This is a genomic window from Psychrobacter sp. Ps4 (assembly GCF_022129285.1).
In the GTDB taxonomy this organism is placed as follows: Bacteria; Pseudomonadota; Gammaproteobacteria; order Pseudomonadales; family Moraxellaceae; genus Psychrobacter; species Psychrobacter immobilis_A.
The window spans coordinates 1-18825 of the sequence record NZ_JADQAK010000019.1; the positions used below are offsets into that span (position 1 = coordinate 1).

At 43.4% G+C, this 18825-nt stretch carries 17 protein-coding genes; 8 read left to right on the forward strand and 9 right to left on the reverse strand.

The annotated features are described in order from the left end of the window. Window positions 1–634: 634 nt before the first annotated feature. Window positions 635–1660, reverse strand: a complete 1026-nt coding sequence (locus tag I3252_RS10905; RefSeq protein ID WP_238035207.1) for a polyprenyl synthetase family protein — start codon at window positions 1658–1660, stop codon at window positions 635–637. Between the two features lie 551 nt (window positions 1661–2211). On the opposite strand from I3252_RS10905, the gene rplU reads away from it, so the two are divergent. From rplU to lolA, 3 genes are all read left to right on the forward strand, one after another. Continuing rightward, the gene (gene rplU, locus I3252_RS10910) at window positions 2212–2523 is read left to right on the forward strand and encodes a 50S ribosomal protein L21 (RefSeq protein WP_238035208.1); all 312 of its coding nucleotides are present in this window, start codon (window positions 2212–2214) and stop codon (window positions 2521–2523) included. Window positions 2524–2614: 91 nt separating this feature from the next. Then, the gene (gene rpmA / locus I3252_RS10915) at window positions 2615–2872 is read left to right on the forward strand and encodes a 50S ribosomal protein L27 (protein WP_021813611.1); all 258 of its coding nucleotides are present in this window, start codon (window positions 2615–2617) and stop codon (window positions 2870–2872) included. Window positions 2873–3287: 415 nt separating this feature from the next. After that, a complete protein-coding gene (gene lolA / locus I3252_RS10920) occupies window positions 3288–3974 on the forward strand; it encodes an outer membrane lipoprotein chaperone LolA (protein WP_238035209.1) in 687 nt (228 codons plus the stop codon). A 184-nt stretch (window positions 3975–4158) separates the two neighbouring features. Here lolA and scpB read toward each other — a convergent pair whose 3' ends face one another. The 8 genes from scpB to mrdA form a co-directional block, all read right to left on the reverse strand. Continuing rightward, complete coding sequence (scpB, locus tag I3252_RS10925) at window positions 4159–4710, reverse strand: SMC-Scp complex subunit ScpB (RefSeq protein WP_238035242.1); 552 nt, start codon at window positions 4708–4710, stop codon at window positions 4159–4161. Window positions 4711–4840: 130 nt separating this feature from the next. Then, window positions 4841–5647 (reverse strand): segregation/condensation protein A, encoded by an 807-nt coding sequence (locus I3252_RS10930; RefSeq protein ID WP_238035243.1) that lies wholly within the window; start codon window positions 5645–5647, stop codon window positions 4841–4843. Between the two features lie 158 nt (window positions 5648–5805). Then, the gene (locus I3252_RS10935) at window positions 5806–6906 is read right to left on the reverse strand and encodes a tryptophan--tRNA ligase (protein WP_238035210.1); all 1101 of its coding nucleotides are present in this window, start codon (window positions 6904–6906) and stop codon (window positions 5806–5808) included. 155 nt (window positions 6907–7061) lie between these two features. Continuing rightward, window positions 7062–8153, reverse strand: coding sequence for a lipid A biosynthesis acyltransferase (locus I3252_RS10940; protein ID WP_238035211.1), 1092 nt, complete (start codon window positions 8151–8153; stop codon window positions 7062–7064). A 231-nt stretch (window positions 8154–8384) separates the two neighbouring features. Continuing rightward, window positions 8385–8771 carry a 30S ribosomal protein S9 gene (gene rpsI, locus I3252_RS10945; RefSeq protein ID WP_045451158.1) on the reverse strand — a complete coding sequence of 129 codons (387 nt, stop codon included), beginning with the start codon at window positions 8769–8771 and terminating at the stop codon, window positions 8385–8387. A 10-nt stretch (window positions 8772–8781) separates the two neighbouring features. Beyond that, window positions 8782–9210 (reverse strand): 50S ribosomal protein L13, encoded by a 429-nt coding sequence (gene rplM, locus I3252_RS10950; RefSeq protein ID WP_045447009.1) that lies wholly within the window; start codon window positions 9208–9210, stop codon window positions 8782–8784. Window positions 9211–9420: 210 nt separating this feature from the next. Further along, window positions 9421–10107: a 16S rRNA (guanine(966)-N(2))-methyltransferase RsmD gene (gene rsmD / locus I3252_RS10955; RefSeq protein WP_238035212.1), complete on the reverse strand. Its 687-nt coding sequence runs from the start codon at window positions 10105–10107 to the stop codon at window positions 9421–9423. A gap of 36 nt (window positions 10108–10143) precedes the next feature. Continuing rightward, window positions 10144–12129 (reverse strand): penicillin-binding protein 2, encoded by a 1986-nt coding sequence (mrdA, locus tag I3252_RS10960; RefSeq protein ID WP_238035213.1) that lies wholly within the window; start codon window positions 12127–12129, stop codon window positions 10144–10146. A gap of 478 nt (window positions 12130–12607) precedes the next feature. Between mrdA and I3252_RS10965 the strand changes: the two genes are divergently transcribed. The 5 genes from I3252_RS10965 (at window position 12608) to ccmI (ending at window position 18723) form a co-directional block, all read left to right on the forward strand. Beyond that, a complete protein-coding gene (locus I3252_RS10965; protein WP_201560158.1) occupies window positions 12608–13942 on the forward strand; it encodes a hypothetical protein in 1335 nt (444 codons plus the stop codon). Window positions 13943–14194: 252 nt separating this feature from the next. Continuing rightward, window positions 14195–16225: a heme lyase CcmF/NrfE family subunit gene (locus I3252_RS10970; RefSeq protein WP_238035214.1), complete on the forward strand. Its 2031-nt coding sequence runs from the start codon at window positions 14195–14197 to the stop codon at window positions 16223–16225. A 1-nt stretch (window position 16226) separates the two neighbouring features. Beyond that, window positions 16227–16886, forward strand: a complete 660-nt coding sequence (locus tag I3252_RS10975; protein WP_238035215.1) for a DsbE family thiol:disulfide interchange protein — start codon at window positions 16227–16229, stop codon at window positions 16884–16886. Then, window positions 16883–17446, forward strand: coding sequence for a cytochrome c-type biogenesis protein (locus I3252_RS10980; protein WP_087815522.1), 564 nt, complete (start codon window positions 16883–16885; stop codon window positions 17444–17446). Before I3252_RS10975 ends, I3252_RS10980 begins: the two co-directional genes overlap by 4 nt. Next, window positions 17443–18723, forward strand: coding sequence for a c-type cytochrome biogenesis protein CcmI (gene ccmI, locus I3252_RS10985; protein WP_238035216.1), 1281 nt, complete (start codon window positions 17443–17445; stop codon window positions 18721–18723). The genes I3252_RS10980 and ccmI overlap by 4 nt, the downstream gene beginning before the upstream one ends. Window positions 18724–18825 lie beyond the last annotated feature (102 nt).

Here is an 18825-nt window from a genome sequence, read left to right on the forward strand (position 1 = left end):
TGCCATTTCGCTTGTTTTAAAACGATTGTATCTTATTTAAAAAGAACTGACTATATAAAAAGTTTATGAATAAATCTAAGCGTATTGAATATAAAAATGAGTATTGATTCTAATGATCTTTACTTTCTCGGCTAAATTTGTTCTTAATAATATGAATTTAGCCAAACATCACTATTAGAACCTCTAATAGCGATATAAGTATCAAATATCGGTGTAAGAATCTTAAGCATCAAAGCTGTAGCCAAACCACAACCTTGATTAGTAAAGTTAACGAGTAATTATAAACTATCGGGATAACCCCACAGTCAAGTAGTTGAGCGCAGAATTTATGGTTAGAAATCGTAATATCAGCTTTTGTGAATGCATGAAATGCTGTCATGGCAAGCGCCATCTTCATTAACAGCTAATGTACAGTCATACAACGGTCAATGAGAAATAATTGTAAACTTTTGTGAAAATAGCATAACCATATAGATTGTAAGGTCTTTAATTAATGATAAATAAAGTTTGCCAACAAAACAAAAACTTTAGCAACTATTAACTGTGACCATTAACACAATTACTCATTAATGGTCTTTACCAACAGTTAATGGCTGCTAGCCGCAAGTATTGACAGCTGTTATGACCATACTGACTACAGCAAGCGTGCGCTAGCCAATTCAGTCAATTGATATAAACCTGTGCGATAACGATTGTCAGGTAGCGTACTCAGTGATTGTTGCGCCAGCTTGGTTTCTTCCCAAGCGCGTTGCTTACAGTAATCTAATGATCCTGAGCGGCGTACTAACTCAATAAGCTGCTCAGCGTTCGGTGTCTTTCCAGTTTGTACAGCCACACGCAACTGCTCATAGCCTTCGATGTCGCTGTCTTTTAGCAGCTCAAGCGCTTTGATGGTTGGTAGGGTTGGCTTACCTTCAGCGAGGTCGTCTCCTAAATTTTTGCCCATTACCTCACTATCACCACTATAGTCGAGCACATCATCGATAATTTGAAAAGCATTGCCAAAGTGTTGACCAAAATCGCCTAAAGCCTGCATATACTCTATTCTGTCTTGTAAAATTGCAGCGCCCTGAGTGGCCATCATAAACAGCCGCGAGGTTTTACCGTCAATAATGCGCAAGTAATCCTCTTCTGTCGCGGCAGGGTTATGCTGATGCTGGAGCTGTAATACTTCGCCTTCAGCGATATCGCAGGTGCCATCTGAGAATACTTGCAACAGTGGCAGGCTTTGGAAGCCAACTAATAAATTAAAGGCACGAGCTATCAGATAGTCACCGACCAGTACCGCAGTGGCATTATCCCAAGTGGCATTAGCAGTCGGCTTACCACGGCGCTGTCCTGACTCATCAATCACATCATCATGAACCAAGGTCGCTGTATGCAGCATTTCAGTAATAGCGGCTAGATGCATGGCTTTTTCTGAGGGCTTGTCCTCAAACATGCGTGCACATAACAAGGTAATCAGCGGGCGCATGCGCTTACCACCAGCATTGATTACATGCTGTGAGACGCTCATTACCAGCTGAACTTTGGAATTAAGACTACCGAATACTTGCTTGTCCATAATCTCAAAATCATCCGCCACGATACTTTGAATATCAGCATAATTAGGCGTTGATTGAGTCATTGAATCTGTTTTATGTGAAGGGATGCTGGTCATAATAAATAGTCATATTAATAAGAATAAAGAGAATTTTTTATAGCCTTAGTTTTATAGATAGGTAAGGCATTATTTTCTATAATAGCATAGCTATGCCTTTAGATTGTGGGTTAAAACGTGCCTAAAACATCGCGCCTATCTTTCATATAAGATTTACTATATATAGAAATTGACATAAAAACTGTAAAAATTGGCTGAAATTCCACTAGAGTTAATGGTCATTTATCGGCGGTATTTAAGGTCATTTAAGAGATGTATAAAAGGCTGTAAGTCGCTGATTATATAAGTTATAATAGCCGCTATTATTATATAGTGTTTTTTTGTTGGAGTAGCATCTTAGATGCGCTCCTAATCAGCAGTAGATATAATAAAAAGTGAGGTGGTTATTCGTGTAACTGCCTTACAAAAATCAGTCAAACAAGTGAGATAGACGGCTTGCTTTTATGAGCAAAAAGCCGTAAAATCTTGCCTTTAATTTTTCCCTGTCGTGTTCGTCGTAAAAGCGTTGGTATAACATCAGCCACGGCACACGGGTTAAACGGAGTCATACAATGTACGCAGTAATCAAAACTGGTGGTAAACAGCACCGTGTAGTTGTCGATGAGTTGCTTAAAGTTGAACTACTAAAAGCGGAAACTGGCGCAACAATTAAATTCGAAGATGTGTTGATGGTTGTTGACGGCGATAACGTCAAAATCGGTCAGCCTGTTGTTGACGGTGCTAGCGTAGAAGTTGAAGTTGTTGAGCATGGTCGCGGCGAAAAAATCCGTATCATCAAGCACAACCGTCGTAAGCATTATCACAAAGAACAAGGTCACCGCCAATGGTACACCTTGTTAAAAATCAAAGCGATTAATGCCTAATTATCCACTTAGCAATTATTGCTAAATAGCGCACTAAATGCTTAAGAGTTATCGCATCAGCGATAAGTCAAATTAACAAGGAGATTTTCTCATGGCACATAAAAAAGCTGCCGGTTCGAGCCGTAACGGTCGTGATTCAAACCCAAAAATGCTAGGCGTAAAAATCTTTGGTGGCCAAGCTATCACAGCTGGTAACATCATCGTTCGTCAACGTGGTACAGAATTCCACGCAGGCGAAGGCGTTGGCATGGGTCGTGACCATACTTTATTTGCACTGAATGACGGTGTTGTAAAGTTTGCGACCAAAGGTAAATTTAACCGTCGTTATGTTACGGTTGAAAACGCATAATTATCTATTTAGGTCGTTTTATTCACTGAATAGAATGATCAGATAATTAAAAAAGCCCTTACTGCCTTATGGTAGTAGGGGCTTTTTACGTTTGTAGGGTGATATAAATTAATAATAATTCTTTTGAGCGATATTTTTAAGGCCACTATTAGCTTAATTACTGTAGCTAACACTTATAAATGCAAACTTTTACCGTGTAACTGTATTGGTTACAAGCGTGTATGGCAGCCGTAGTAAAGATTGCAAATCATGACTAGGCGCGTAATAAAAAAACTGGCACACTGTTGTCATTGTTTATGAGCACCCGTTTTATGGTTGTTAGATAAACATTTATGGAAAACAAAAATTTTAATAAGATGTCTTATTTTTAAGCGACAATTTTTAAGCGATTATGCATTTTTAGAGAGGATTTATAATGACTTTATTAACCAACAAAACAACTTTAAAACAAAAAATGATGAGCGGTGCTTTAGCTGGTGTATTAATGACATCGCTCGGTATTGCAGCCCCGATGATGGTGTTGACACAATCAGCTACTGCTGCACCAGCTGATAACTTGACCGCTGCCAAACGTTTAAACAAGCTGCTGACACATACCAAAAGCATGACGGCTAACTTTAGCCAAACGACCAAAGGTGCCAACAGTGGTACTTTTACGGGTACGATGAGTGTACAACGTCCAAATAATTTTCGCTGGGAAACAAAGTCGCCGTCACAGCAATTGATCGTTGCTAATGGTAACTCCATGTGGGTTTATGACAAGGATTTAGAGCAAGCGACCAAGCAAAACGTTGACAGCCAAGTTGGTAATACGCCAGCACTGCTGTTATCAGGCGACCCAAGCCAAATTGACAAGAATTTCAAAATTACCCAGCCATATGACAATAAAAATTACTACGTGTTGTATCCAAAATCAGACAGTGCCAGCTTTAAGAGCTTATCAATGAGTTTTAGCGGTGGGAAGCCCGTAATGATGGTGCTAAATGACAGCCTTGGTCAAACCACTTCTATTAAATTCAGTAGTATCAAACTAAACCCAAGCATCAGTAGCGGTCAGTTTAAGTTTACGCCACCAAAAGGTGTTGATGTTATCAATCAATAATAGGCCGTTGGCAAGAGCCAATTGTTAAAAATCAATTAAAGACTTTATTGATTAAATGAAAAAGACAGATCCTATGTGGTCTGTCTTTTTTTTGAATGAAGATTCTCTGGAGAATAATGCTAAATCTCTTCTATATCATGTTTTAAATGCTTAATGATTTTTAAAGGCTTCACGCTCTAAAGGCTTAAGACATCGCTTTTATGGCGCTGATATCTGGCATCGGTGGTAAATCGCTCAACTCACTCAGTCCAAAGGCATCTAAAAATTGTGGCGTGGTATGTAGCAATGCTGGGCGACCCAAGGTTTCTTTGTAACCTTTCTCTTCAATCCAGCCTTTATCAAATAGTTGACGCAGTATATTGCTTGATAGCGTCACACCGCGCACGTGCTCTATGTCGCTACGGGTCACTGGCTGTTTATAAGCAATCACACTAAGCGTCTCAAGTAAGGCTTGGCTCAAGCGTTCTTGGCGCTGCGGGAAGACGCGTTGAATTAAGGCACTATAGTTATTCGCGATTTGCAGTCGATAACCGCTGGCAGTTTCGTGCAAGCTTAGTACGCCCATATCCAAGCGCTGTCTTAGTAGCGCCAAAGCCTGTGTTAGCTCTTTAGCCGTTAAAGACAGGTGTTTTCTTAAGACAGTGGCGGTGAGGGGCGCTTCGGACGCATGTAATAGCACTTCGATATGCTTGCTTAAGTCTTCTAGATGCTGTCGCTGCTCATCGGTCAATGACAGTAAAGCGCTAGATAATGAGGGTGGTTTGTCATAATCTTGCTTGGTATTGTCAGTATCTGTCATTAGAAAGCGACTCTTTTTAAATGATAATGTGTATCGATATTTATAGGAATATACAGGTCGATAATAACTATGCCAACCACTGTAACGTTAAGGGTTTAGTATGACGGTCTTCAGCATCATTATTGTCAGTGGTAGGGTGACTTTCTAACTCAGTATTTACGATACCAACCAACTGTCGTTTTATCAGCTCTAGTATGGCGACGAAGCTGACAACCACACCTATTTTACCTTGTGTTTTATCTAGTAGCTCATAAAAAGAGTGCTCACCATCCGTACTGAGCTGTCGGCTAATACTGGCAATACGATCAGCAAGGGGAACAGCGTCGACTTTAATGGTATGTATTTGATAATCGGGCTGCAGTTGCATTTTAAATAAGCTGTCAATCAAAAGGTTTGGCGAATAGCTAGGTAATTCCGCATTCATGACTTCTTGACCGGGCATACTGACCATGGCTAAAAACACATCACGCTCAAGACGCACCAGATTATCTAAGCGTTGACTGGCTACTTTGATTTGCGCATATTCTTCAAGGCGCTCAATCAGTTCTGCTTTTGGATCACGCTCATCGCTCGGAGTTTCAGGCTTGGGCAGCAACAGCTCGGTTTTAATGGCAATCAACGTGGACGCCATCAACAGATAATCGCCTGCCAATTCAAAATGCTCGGTATCTAATTCGCTGATGTAAGCCAAATACTGCTCCGTTATGGGTAGTATCGGCATTTGGGTCAGATCAACATTATTTTTTTTGACCAAATATAGCAAGAAATCTAATGGTCCGGCAAACTGCTCAAGCCAAATGGCAAAGGCTTGCGGCGGCACATAGAGATCTTCTGGTAGATGTTGTACGGATGTCTGGTAAATGCGTAAAGACATATCATTGATAGCTGAGCCGTCGTGCGCGCGCTTAATATCTAAAGAATCAGAGGCTTGAGGTACAGTTAGAGGAAGAGCGGCTTTTGGTAAAGCCGCTTGTTCATTCTTTAGCTCAGTCTGCACGCTTAGCATCCATCTTGGTTAACATAATCAAATGATTATTTAAGTTTGGCAAGTGGACGGATACCAATGGCACGACGAGTCTTATCTAATTGCTTACGGCTATGACGACGGGCTTTTTCTGCACCCATTTGTAAGATTTCTTCTAGCTCTTTTGGGTTAGCCATAAGATGCTCATAACGCACGCGGAAGGGTGCTATTTCCGTATTTATTTTCTCAAACAGGGCTTGTTTGGCATCGCCCCAGCCGATACCAGCGGCAAACTGCGCGCGCATATCAGCAATTTCTGTAGGAGTAGCAAAGGCTTTATAAATCTCAAAAATAGCAGAGTCATCAGGGTCTTTTGGCTCGGAAGGCAGTTGTGAGTTGGTCACAATTTTCATGATGGCTTTATGTATCTGTTTTTCGGCGCTGACTTGTGGATTACCATCACCAAATAGCGGAATGGTATTGCCATAGCTCTTGCTCATTTTGCGACCATCCAAACCCGTTAGTAATGGGATATCGTCATCTACAACGGCAGATGGTAAGGTAAAGAGCGTTTTATAGCGATGGTTAAAGGTACCAGCAATATCACGTGCCATTTCGACATGCTGAATTTGGTCGCGACCGACAGGTACATGTGTGGCATTAAACATCAAGATGTCTGCTGCCATGAGTACAGGGTAGCCAAATAATCCCATATTAATACCTTGATCAGGATCGACGTCTTCTTTTTTCATATTAGTATCAACAGCTGCTTTATAAGCATGAGCACGATTCATTAAACCTTTGGCACATGAGCAGTTTAAAATCCAAGCAAGCTCTGGTATTTCCGGCACATCTGATTGACGGTAAAAAGTGACGCGCTCAGGATCAAGACCACAGGCAAGCCAAGTCGCTGCAATGGCTTTAGTCGATTCGTGAATAATAGCAGGATCATAACAGCCGATAATGCCATGGTAATCTGCTAAAAAAAAGAATGCTTCGTCATCACTGTTTTGGATAGACTGAATGGCTGGACGAATCGCGCCAACGTAATTTCCTAAATGCAAGGTACCCGTCGGTTTGATGCCCGTCAAAATGCGCTTGGCTTGCGTTGAGTGATCAGGAGCTTGGTTGTCAGAACTTTGGTTATCAGAAATATGAGTATTATTCATGGTAAATCCATTATGTGGTTCATCAAGGTTTTATTTATAAAAGTTTCGTTTTTCAATTTATTATAAATTCATTGTTATTTATATGCAGGTAATATAAAAAATATAAGCTGCAAAGTATAGCAAATTTTCTGGCGATTTTTCGTAGCAATACACGCTTACTTATAGATATCAGTACGACCATCAGGACCATTTTTGAAACGACGATGGAACCACATCCACTGAGTGGGATCAATACGAATCAACCCCTCTAGCAACTCATTGACTCGCATCGCATCAGCCAATTCATCGTTACTTGGATAGTTTTGAATTTCTGGGGTAATCGTTAGATGATAGTGCGGGCGTTTGCCTTTAGGTAAACTGTCTGGTGTCTGCCGGTAAGTATGCAGCGCCATTAATGCGGGTGGATGTGCCTTGTCGCCTAATTTTGCCATGCGCCGTGATGCTGTAATAGTCGCTGCTGGCACACCAAAGAATGGTGCCATGACGCCTTGTTTTAGACCATAATCTTGGTCAGGTGAGTACCAAATCACGTGACCAGCTTTAATTGACTCAACAAAACTGCGCATGTCACGACTGGCTATTTGCTTGCTAAGAATACTGGCACGACCATTATAAACAAACCAATCAAGTAGCGCGTTATTCTGCGGTCGATACATCCCATCCATCGGAAAAAACTGCGTACAGAGCATGCCGCCCAGATCAAGCATCGTATAATGAGCGCCCAGTAAAATAACAGGACGACCCTCATTCTGTGCATTGACAACGTGCTGTAATCCCGAAATTGAAACGGTACGAGTAAAAACATTTGGACGATACCAAGCACATAAGGTTTCAAACACACCAATGCCTTGATTGACAAAGACCTGTTTTGCCATCAATTCGCGCTCGACGTCTGGCTTTTCTGGAAAAGCCAGTTTCAAATTGATAAGCGTATCACGCCGACGTGAGCCTGCTACTTTATAGATAAATATGCCCAGCTGACGTCCCAGCCAAAACTGCCAACGTAGTGGCAAATATATGATGGGTAAGATCATTGCTGCCAATAGCCAAATGCCCCAATATTTAGGCAACAAAAACTGCCATTGAAAAGGCTTTTTTTCGATGGGTGCTGTGCGCTTATGATTTTGGGTAATCGTTGGCATGCCAGCAGGTATCGCTGGGGACTTAGCAGGCTGCTGCGTACTTGACGGTGGTAGGCTGCTTTTGGTAGGTGGTTTGCTGGGGTCGTATTGTTCAGGCGCTTTCATAAAATTGTTACTAATAATGAAAAGTTATCATCATGATGGGGTAGTCAGCATTGCTTTGCAAGGTGATTTACGCACAAAATCACGAGCAAATGCAAAAGTCATCAGCCATAAAAAAACCTTATAAGCTGCGGACAGCTTATAAGGTTTTGCAAATCTACTCTTTTCTTTAAAATTGTGACTGTCGCTCTGAGATAAAGACAACAGCCGCAAAAAGATAAGAGATAGCTTTGATTAACGTTTCGAGAATTGTGGACGTTTACGTGCTTTACGTAGACCCAATTTCTTACGTTCAACTTGACGTGAGTCACGAGTAACAAAGCCAGCTGCTTTTAGTGCAGGTTTGTTGGCTTCGTTTAGCTCAATCAATGCACGCGTGATGCCGTGACGGATTGCGCCAGCTTGACCACTAATACCGCCACCTTTTACAGTGATGTAAAGGTCATAAGCAGTAGGTGAGTCAAGTAATTCTAGAGGCTGACGAACAACCATACGTGAAGTTTCACGGCTAAAATACTCATCAAGTGGCTTACCGTTAACAACGATGCTACCAGTACCTTTAGCTAAAAAGACACGAGCAGTAGACGTCTTGCGGCGACCAGTTCCGTAATTGCGTTCCATAAGTATATCCTTAGATGTCTAGTTCTTTAGGTTGCTGTGCAGTATGTGGATGTTCAGTACCCGCATATAGCTTCAGCTTCTTGATCATCGCATAGCCAAGAGGGCCCTTTGGAAGCATACCCTTAACTGCTTTGTGTAGAACATCTTCAGGCTTATGTGCAAGCAACTTACTGAAGTTGGTTTCCTTGATACCACCTGGGTAGCCACTGTGACGATAGTATTTTTTATCTTGCGCTTTTTTACCCGTTACCGTGATTTTATCAGCATTGATGACAACAATGAAGTCACCAGTGTCAACGTGCGGCGTAAAAGAAGGCTTGTGCTTGCCACGTAAGCGACTAGCGATTTGAGTGGCTAAGCGACCAAGGGTTTTGCCGTCAGCATCTACGACATACCAGTCATGGGTCACTTCAGCTGGTTTTGCACTAAGTGTTTTCATGATAAAACCTTAAAATTAGAATTCGTTGAGAGTTTAGCTGGGAACGGGGCTCTCAAAAAACAGACTGCACATTATAAGCAGTAGTGCCTACGCTTGCAAGCTGCATTGGGGTTTATTTTCGCCTTATATACATTAAACTGCAGCGTTGGCCAGTTTTTAGCGGTTCTAAACATTTGTAAAATTTGTTAATGGCAGGCATTAACCCGACAATTATGACGATGATAAACGATAAAGTCCAGCAACAACTTGTCCAACCTTGGTCTGTTTGACACATTCAAAGCGGATTATTTGCTGAATAGTACCTGATTGGATATCTGGATTTTTATTAAGCGTCTCTTCCAGTTGCTTCAATTGGCTCTCTAAATCTTTATCCGCTTCTAGATAAATCAGGGTTTCACTATCAATTAATGACTGGGTAATCAATGCCATTAAAATAGGTTGCCACAGATCTTGAGCATACGGTGGATCGATGAATACAATATTGAAAGGGCGCGGAACAATCTGCTCTTGCATCAATACTCTCTCTGCAGTGCCTTGGATAATTTGATGGGTATCAGTGCTCAGATGCAACTGTTCAGCACTTTGACGTAGCATATTACTTTGCGCAGGATTTATTTCGATAAAGGTGGTATGCGCGGCACCACGAGACAATGCTTCAAAACCTAAGACACCGCTACCGGCACAGCTATCAAGCACATAAGCGCCATGAATATCAGGAAGTAGCCAGCTAAACAGCGTCTCTCGCAAGCGATCTGGGGTCGGACGTAGACCCTCTGTGTCGATAAACCGTACAACACGGCGTTTAAACTGACCACCAATGATCCGCACGTCGCCCGCAGCTATATTTTTGCTCTTATGATTGTTCCTATGCTCGCGGCTGCTTATAGATTTTTTCATAATATTTATATGTACCGTATCTCGTTTAGCGTATTTTTACTCAGAGGTCGTAGTGGCCGTAGCTGCTTCCGCCTCTGCCTTTTCTTCTAGCGCTTTTTCTTCTTTTTCACGCTGGGCATCACGCATCAATTTTTCAAAAGCTTTTTGGCGTTTGATGACTTTTAGTTGATCAGCCGTTGGTGGCAAGATAGGGTCGTTTTTGCGCTGTAATATCCAGTAGTCAAATAGTGCGCGACCTATCGGTGCAGCGACTTTACTACCGCCACCGCCATTTTCGACCAATACGGCAAGTGCAATCTCAGGATTTTCTACGGGTGCAAAACCATTGAACCAAGCATGATCCCAGTGACGTTTGTCTATGGCAGATTTATCATAACGTTTGCCTTGCGCAATGGACTTGACTTGCGCAGTACCTGTTTTGCCCGCAATACGATAGCGCGGCGTATAAATCCCATGTCCAGTCCCCCTTTTGACTGTATCTTCCATCGCATCATGCATACGTAACCAGTCAGAGGGTTTGCCATTGTAGTCAATTTTACCATCTGGTTTAGTGATTACGTTAACTTGTGCTGCACCATCGCTACTTTTTAGTAGATGCGGAGTAATGTGATAGCCTTTGTTCGCTGTCATGGCGGTTGCATTGGCAATCTGTAATGGTGTGGCTAAGAAATAACCCTGCCCGATACTGACTGAGATGGTTTCACCCGGCAACCAGCCTTTACCATAGGTGTCTTTTTTCCATTTCGGTGATGGCATAATTCCTGATTTTTCATTGGGCAAATCAATGCCTGTCGGCTCACCAAATCCAAAGCGTGTCATCCAATCGTGTAGGCGCTGGATGCCCATCTCATAGGCCAATTTATAATAATAGGTATCCACCGACATCATAATTGATTTTTTAAGATCTACTGACCCGTGACCACCGCGCTTCCAGTCACGGAATCGATGTGAGTCTCCCGGTAAGCTAAAATAACCGGGATCATAGATAGTGGTTTCCCAATTACGCAGCCCATAATGAATGCCGCCTAAGCCTTCAAAAGGCTTAATAGTGGAGGCAGGAGGATACATCCCTTGTAGCGCACGATTATAGAGCGGCTGATCCAGATCTTCACGCAGATTGCCATAATCCTTAAAGGAGATGCCTGAGATAAAAGGGTTGGGGTCATAGCTTGGATTACTGACAAACGCCAATACATCGCCATTTTTTGGATCGATTGCCACGATAGCGCCGCGACGACCGTCTAGCTGCTGCTGGGCGACTTGCTGTAAGCCATAATCTAAGCTCAGCGTAATGTCATTACCAGCTACGGGTGGTTTAGTGTCTAATTGACGCAAAATATTGCCAAGAGCATCGGTTTCTACCGACTGATAACCCGGTTGCCCTAGCAATATATCCTCGTAATAATCTTCGATACCGATTTTACCGATAAGGTCAGTGCCAGCGTAGCGATCTTTGTCAATGCGTTTGGTTTCTTTATCATTGATACGCCCAACATAGCCGATGACGTGTGCAAATAGCTCGTCATAAGGGTATGAACGTGTCAGCTTACTTTGAATGGTCACACCGCGAAAAAAGGGTTTGCGCTCACTAAACTGCGCCAATTGGGCATCGGTTAAGTCAATTTTGATGGTCACAGGATCGTTTTTGCTTTTACTCAGTCGCGCTAAAATATCGGTAATATTCTCATCTGTTAGCTCAAAAATAGGCGCAAGCAAATTTAGCGTACGCTCTGGATTTTCGACTTCATCAGGGCTTAACATGGCCGTAAATACGGGCTGGTTGTCTGCCAGTATGATCCCATTGCGATCATAAATATAGCCGCGGCTGGGCGGTGCAGAGATCAGCTTAATACGGTTATTGTCTGCTTGCGTCGTATACTTATCGTGCGCATAGACTTGCAGGTAACCATAACGCACGATCAAGCCGCTCAATCCAATGAATATCAGAATTCCAAGGATAATAATACGACTGGTGAAAACACGATTGACCTGTTCAGTATTGGGAGTTAGCGGTTTATTCATAGAAAGTAAGAGCCCAAACGGTCAGTGAGTCAATAAAAGAGAGTAAAAGGGCAGGGTCGTTCACCAAAGTGCGGCGAGCATAAAGGATAATAATAAGAATTTCAATTACATGGACTGATATGAGTTGAAATAATAATCCCTCAATCTATATACAGCGATGTGCGGTCATACAATCACAAATTATAACAGAACAAATGAGCCGCCGCAGTACACCGCCATTTATTTTGTGGTCGTTATTATCTAAAGCGCCTGTAGATGATATTCATATTGTTACTATCGAAAGTAATAGTAAAACGTGTCATCCCTAGTCACAACTTACCTAGGCTCGACGTGTGCTAATGAATGGCAAGTATGCTAAAATCAGGAGATTTATTTGATAATAATTATCATGGGCAGAGCGGCTTTTTGTTAAGCGTTCTAATTTGCTAATCCTTTTTAATTAGCGACGACAATTAACCTGTCAGGGGCAAGATAAGTCATGGATGCAACTTCATTGTGGCAGACAATAGCTGAACACCCAGAGTTTTTTGCCATGCTGACTATTCCGCCTGTGACCGCATTTGTCACATGGATACACGTGTGGATGGCGCTTAAAATGCTGTTCTATCCGATTAAGTTTCGGGGTATTCGTATTCCAAACTTCCCGTTTTTTGGGTTGCCGGGTATTGGCTGGCAAGGTATCGTCCCACGAAAGGCTGGCAAGATATCAGGCGTTATCGTGGATCAAACGCTATCAAAGCTTGGTTCGCTTGATGAGTTTTTTCAGGCGATGGAGCCTGAGCAGATGGCGGTATTTATCACGGATACCGTGGACAAAAACCTTGAAGCATTGATTGATGAAATTATGCTGGACCATTCGCCAGCGCTGTGGGGTAACCTCCCTTATGCGTTGAAGCGCCGTGTCTATGCTCAAGCGCATCAAGAGCTGCCCAATATCATGCAGTCTTTGGTGACTGACTTGACCCATAACGTCGAAGACTTGGTTGATATGCGCAAAATGATTGTTAACACGATGGAAAGTGATCGTCGATTAATGGTCAATATGTTTTTGAAGGTTGGTCAAAAAGAGATCGATTTTATTTGGCATATCAGTGCTTTGATTGGCTTGGTCTTCGGTATTATCCAAATGTTTATATTTTTGGTGGTGCCGCAGCATTGGACAGTGCCGTTTTTTGCCGCGATTTGGGGCTTTCTTACCAATTGGATTGCTATTTGGATGGTATTTAATCCTGTAGAGCCGCGATTTATTCCTTATGTGAAGTTTTTTGCTGTCCAAAGTCGCTTTCCCTTTATTAGACTGCAATTACCACATATCGCCCAGTACCGTTTGCAAGGCGGTTTTATGAAACGCCAAGAGGAAGTTTCTGAGGTTTTTGCTGAAATTGTCGTAAAAGATTTGGTGACGCTTGAGAACATCATGAATGAGATGATGTATGGCGACCGTGCTGCGCAAACGCGTGAGTTGATGAAGTCGCATTTATATAAAGTGCTAGAGTCGCCAGTGATTAGTACGACACTGCGCCTAGGCTTGGGTCGCCGCGAATATGGACAGCTAAAAAATACTATCATTGATAAGTCGATTGTTGCGACAATGGTGCCATTGCGAGATCCTGAGCTCAATGAAAGCCGTGCCAGTAAAATATTTGGGCTGTTTCGTGACCGTATTCGCGCGCTGACGCCAGATGAGTTTCAGAACTTATTACGTCCCGCTTTTCGTGAAGATGAGATGACCTTAATCGTGTTGGGTGGTTTGACAGGGTTTTTAGCCGGCTGGTTGCATCTGGTCTTAGTGTTTTTTCCTGCAATTCAGTAATGACGCATTTTTTATGTCTTTATACACATCGCATACAGAGTGGATACAGAAACGTGACAAGTTGACGCTAATGTACCTTGCTGTAAGCGCCCTCAGCTGCAATGGCTAATGGCGCTTTTATAATAAATAATACTAATAAAGACCAGCAGTATAAATACTCGTAGTAACGATTACTGGATACTTTCGAATATCCTAAAAAACCAATCCCTAAAATAAACAATGACCGTATTAAGGTAAACAAGGTTAGACCGTATGTTAATCACAGAATTGGGTTATTTTGCCTTGCTAGCCGCCTTTATATTGGCGATTTTGCAGGTGGTATTACCAACCGTCGGTATCATGCGTGACCACGTTGCGTGGCAGCGTTTGGCACCAAGTCTGGCGTGGGCACAATTTGCTGCCATGATCACATCATTTGCCGCGCTGATGGCAGGCTTTTATTACAATGACTTCAGCCTCGTCTATGTCACTCAGCATTCTAATACGCTGTTGCCTTGGTATTATAAGCTGTCGGCAACTTGGGGTGGTCATGAGGGTTCATTGCTGCTTTGGATGACCATCATGGCTACTTGGTGTGCGCTGGTCTCTTACTTTAGCCGTGGTTTGCCACTGTCTATGCGTGCGCGAGTGTTAGTAATTTTGGCCGGCGTGCAGATGATGATGCTAGCGATGCTGATTTTTACCTCGTCGCCATTTGATCGTACATTGCCAAACTTACCTGTTGATGGTGCGGATCTAAATCCTGTGCTACAAGATTTCGGTTTGATTATTCATCCACCGATGCTGTATATGGGCTATGTGGGTTTGGTCGTGCCGTTTGCCTTTTGTATGGCGGCATTGTGGGAAGGTCGTTTAGATGCAGTGTGGACACGCTGGTCGCGTCCGTGGGCATTGGCGGCTTGGGGCTTTTTGACCGTTGGTATTGCGCTTGGCTCATGGTGGGCCTATTACGAGCTTGGCTGGGGTGGTTGGTGGTTCTGGGATCCAGTAGAGAACGCTTCATTGATGCCATGGCTGGCTGGTACTGCGCTGTTACATTCGCTTGCCGTTACAGAAAAACGTGGTGTCTTTAAAGCATGGACGATTATGCTGGCAATTTTTGCTTTCGCACTCAGTCTATTGGGCACCTTTCTCGTGCGTTCTGGCGTTATTACCTCGGTGCATTCGTTTGCCGCTGACCCAACGCGTGGTCTGGTCATTCTAGTCATTCTCGGTGTGATCATCGGTGGTGGCTTGTTGATGTTTGCGGTACGTGGTTGGCGTTTAACGGTCGAAAGTCAGTATCAACTGATCTCACGCGAGTCATTTTTAGTCATTAACAACGTTATTATTTTGATTTCGACTTTGGTCGTACTACTCGGCACGCTCTATCCTATCATTGCTGACTCCTTTAATTTAGGTCAGGTGTCTGTCGGCCCTCCTTACTTTAATGCGCTATTTGTACCGCTAACGTGGCTGATCTTAGTGGCAATGGGTATGGGCTCGAACATTCGCTGGAAAAAAGACAGCCGTCCGCTATTGGGCGCTGGTATGGTCATTGCAGCCAGTAGTTTAGTGCTTGCGGCAGTTATCACGTATTTTGTGAGCCCGTCTGCGATGCTTAATATTGGCGTTACCTTGGCGGTCAGTTTTTGGGTACTGCTATGGATGGTGGTTGATTTCAAAGACAAAACCAAAAACGCACCCAATTTTGTTAAAGGGTTAAGCCAGTTACGTCTGAGCTATTGGGGTCAACAGACCGCTCATATCGGTGTCATTATTGCCGTCATCGGCGTCGCATTTACCAGTACGTTAAGTATTGAACGTGATGTCGCGCTTGGACCAAACGATAGTGTTCATGTCCAAGGCTATGACTTTACCGTTAAAGGCTTTCGTGAAGTCAAAGGCAGTAACTTTGATGCCACCCAAGCTGAGGTTGAAATCAGCAAAGATGGCCGTGCTGTGACTACGCTGTATCCTGAAAAACGTAATTACATCATTAGTATGATGCCAGTCACAGAAGCCGCGATTGATGCTAGCCTCATGCGTGATGTTTACGTGGCACTGGGCGAACCTATCGCCGAAGATAGCAACGAATGGGCAGTACGTATTTATGTGAAACCGCTTATCCGCTGGATATGGCTAGGCGCTCTGATTATGGCGTTTGGTGCAGTATTGAGTATTCTTGATCATCGCTATCGTATTAAGAAAACCAAGACACCTGCACAAATTGCGGCGAATAAAGCAGGTTTTACCACCGTCGCCGATTTGGATGAGTCAGTATTAAAGACAGGGGATAATTAATATGAGCACATCAAAGCAATCCCCTGAGCAAAATGCAAAGCAAGAAAAGGTAGGTGGCACGAAAACCATGAACAAAAAGCAACTTAAGCTATGGTTTTTGATTCCACTGATCGTTTTCATTGGCTTAATTATCATGCTATATCTGCGTTTGGGTAAGCCGACGGATATCGTTACCAATACGGCACTTGAGCGCCCAGTTCCCGCTTTTGAGCTGCCTTTATTATCAGATACCAGTCGTATCATGACCAATGAGAATCTGCCTGATAAGCCCTTTTTGATGAACATTTGGGGCTCTTGGTGCCCAACTTGTATTATTGAGCATCCTTTTCTTATGCAACTAGAGGAGCGCGGTGTCAATCTGGTCGGGGTCAACTATAAAGATGATATTGGCGATGCCCTAGGCTACTTAAACCGAGGTGGCGATCCGTTCTCGATGTCTATTCAGGATTTATCTGGTCAGTTTGCTTTGGACTTAGGTTTGACGGGTGCGCCTGAGACTTTCGTAGTCGATGGTAATGGTATTATTCGTCAACACATCATTGGTGAGATCAATGAAAGCAACTGGCAAAGCCGTATCACGCCCTGCTTGATGGTGCTCAATGAAGCCAATAATAATGACGTCAGTCCAGATCCGATTCAGGTTGCGGAGGCGTGTAAATGATAGCCAATAAAATAACAGCCGTTACGTTAAAAGTCGCGAGCCTATTAATAGCTTGTCTAATAAGTATGGCAAGCTATGCTGCTATTGAGGTTTATGACTTTGATTCTGTGCAGCAAGAAGCCCAATATCGTGGTCTCATCGAAGAGCTGCGTTGCCCAAAATGTCAAAACCAAAATCTTGCAGGATCGGATGCGCCCATTGCTCAAGATCTAAAGCAAAAAACCTATGATTTGATAAAAGACGGTCGTAGTGATGGCGAGATTCGTGCTTATATGCAGGAACGTTATGGCGATTTCATCACTTATAAGCCGCCTGTCCGTCCATCAACGTGGATTTTGTGGTTTTTTCCGCCACTATTACTCATCAGTTTACTCATAGGCTGGTTCTGGCAAAGCAAACGACGTCAGCTTGTCGCTAGTGGTGAAAGCGGGGTAACGGTCAATAGTACGGCTGCTGCTCTATCTGCTGCCGAAAAAGCCGAGATTGATCGTCTGTTATCACGTGCTTCGAGCGATGACAAAAACGACCATGATATTACAAGCCTCAAGGACAAAAAATGACCATATTCTCTACTGTGGGCTTATTTATTGCTCTAAGCTTACTCATCGCCTTAATACTCGCTGTTATCACTATCATGCCTTGGCTGCGAGCATCACGCTCGCCAGAAAAGCCTCTGGACAATCAGTTGTTGGATATCAACGTTGCTGTGTTCCGTGAGCGTCTAGCAGAACTAAAAACAGATAAAGACAATGGCACTATCGATGACAGCCATTACCAGAACCAAAAACTGGAGCTTGAACGCCAGTTATTGGATGCTCAGCGTGAAGTCACACCGATGGTCGCTCCTGGTATCAAAAGCCGATTGATCATTACTGTCTGGGTGCCTGTCTTGGCAGCGATGGCGTATTTGATGGTCGGCGATCGTACGCCTGTGTTCGAGCTTTGGGCAGCTGAAGACAAAGTGGGTCAAGTGGCTGATGACTTATTAACGGGTAAGATTGATCAGCCGCCTGCTTGGGCGATTGAAGATGGTCAACAGCTGATTAGTGCCATGCAAACCAATGTCTATCGTCACGCTGATGATCCAGATCGCTGGATGCGTTTATCAGAATTATTCTTATCATTAGAAGCCACTGACTCCGCAATTGAAGCCTTATCGCGTGCTTATCGTTTGTCACCAGACAATGAAGAGATTGCAACCACCTATGCACAGATTAGCTTCTTTGCCAATAAAGGCCAATTAGACGCTAATAGTCGCCGAGTGCTACAAGACGTGTTGGCTAAAAATCCAGAGCATGAGGGCGCGCAAATGCTCATGGCAATGGGTGAGGCACGGAGTAGTAATTTCGATCAAGCACAAGGCTGGATTAAGCGTCTACGTGACAGTATTGCGGCTAAACCTGGTGATCATACCAAAGCATTGGCGAGTCTAGATGAGCTAAGTGCTAATGTCACCGCTCAGCAACAGCAAGCCTCTGAAGGTGTTGAAGTGACTGTTACGATTAATGCTAGCCTGCTGCCGTTAGTTAAAGCCGACGATGTGTTGTTTGTCGCCATACGTGATGTCAATGGTGGACCACCATTTGCTGCCAAACGTTTGCCGATCAATGTTATCAAGCAAGGTGAAGCCAGCATTAGCCTAAGCGATTTGGATGCCATGATGCCTGAACGTACTTTGAAATCGGCGAGAGCGGATAAAGTTCAGTTGGCTGTCATCGCTCGTATCAGCCATAGTGGCACTGCCAGTGCAGAGTCAGGGGATTTGTCAGGTAATCCAGTGGTGATTAGTGCGGAACAAAATCAGGTCAATGTTGAAATCAATCAACAAATTCCATAGTATTTATATCTGTTGTTGTCAGCACCTCTGACGTAAGCGCTGTTGTCCGATACAGCAGCGCGCAACAGCATTATATGAACAGATAAGTCATGACAACTTATC

What these genes read in the sequence shown, in the direction of transcription:
- I3252_RS10935 (WP_238035210.1), bottom strand. Translation starts at nt 6,906, where the DNA reads ATGAATAATACTCATATTTCTGATAACCAAAGTTCTGACAACCAAGCT.
- rpsI (WP_045451158.1), bottom strand. Translation starts at nt 8,771, where the DNA reads ATGGAACGCAATTACGGAACTGGTCGCCGCAAGACGTCTACTGCTCGT.
- I3252_RS10905 (WP_238035207.1), bottom strand. Translation starts at nt 1,660, where the DNA reads ATGACCAGCATCCCTTCACATAAAACAGATTCAATGACTCAATCAACG.
- mrdA (WP_238035213.1), bottom strand. Translation starts at nt 12,129, where the DNA reads ATGAATAAACCGCTAACTCCCAATACTGAACAGGTCAATCGTGTTTTC.
- rsmD (WP_238035212.1), bottom strand. Translation starts at nt 10,107, where the DNA reads ATGAAAAAATCTATAAGCAGCCGCGAGCATAGGAACAATCATAAGAGC.
- I3252_RS10930 (WP_238035243.1), bottom strand. Translation starts at nt 5,647, where the DNA reads ATGTCTTTACGCATTTACCAGACATCCGTACAACATCTACCAGAAGAT.
- I3252_RS10970 (WP_238035214.1), top strand. Translation starts at nt 14,195, where the DNA reads ATGTTAATCACAGAATTGGGTTATTTTGCCTTGCTAGCCGCCTTTATA.
- ccmI (WP_238035216.1), top strand. Translation starts at nt 17,443, where the DNA reads ATGACCATATTCTCTACTGTGGGCTTATTTATTGCTCTAAGCTTACTC.
- rpmA (WP_021813611.1), top strand. Translation starts at nt 2,615, where the DNA reads ATGGCACATAAAAAAGCTGCCGGTTCGAGCCGTAACGGTCGTGATTCA.
- rplU (WP_238035208.1), top strand. Translation starts at nt 2,212, where the DNA reads ATGTACGCAGTAATCAAAACTGGTGGTAAACAGCACCGTGTAGTTGTC.
- lolA (WP_238035209.1), top strand. Translation starts at nt 3,288, where the DNA reads ATGACTTTATTAACCAACAAAACAACTTTAAAACAAAAAATGATGAGC.
- I3252_RS10940 (WP_238035211.1), bottom strand. Translation starts at nt 8,153, where the DNA reads ATGAAAGCGCCTGAACAATACGACCCCAGCAAACCACCTACCAAAAGC.
- I3252_RS10965 (WP_201560158.1), top strand. Translation starts at nt 12,608, where the DNA reads ATGGATGCAACTTCATTGTGGCAGACAATAGCTGAACACCCAGAGTTT.
- rplM (WP_045447009.1), bottom strand. Translation starts at nt 9,210, where the DNA reads ATGAAAACACTTAGTGCAAAACCAGCTGAAGTGACCCATGACTGGTAT.
- I3252_RS10980 (WP_087815522.1), top strand. Translation starts at nt 16,883, where the DNA reads ATGATAGCCAATAAAATAACAGCCGTTACGTTAAAAGTCGCGAGCCTA.
- I3252_RS10975 (WP_238035215.1), top strand. Translation starts at nt 16,227, where the DNA reads ATGAGCACATCAAAGCAATCCCCTGAGCAAAATGCAAAGCAAGAAAAG.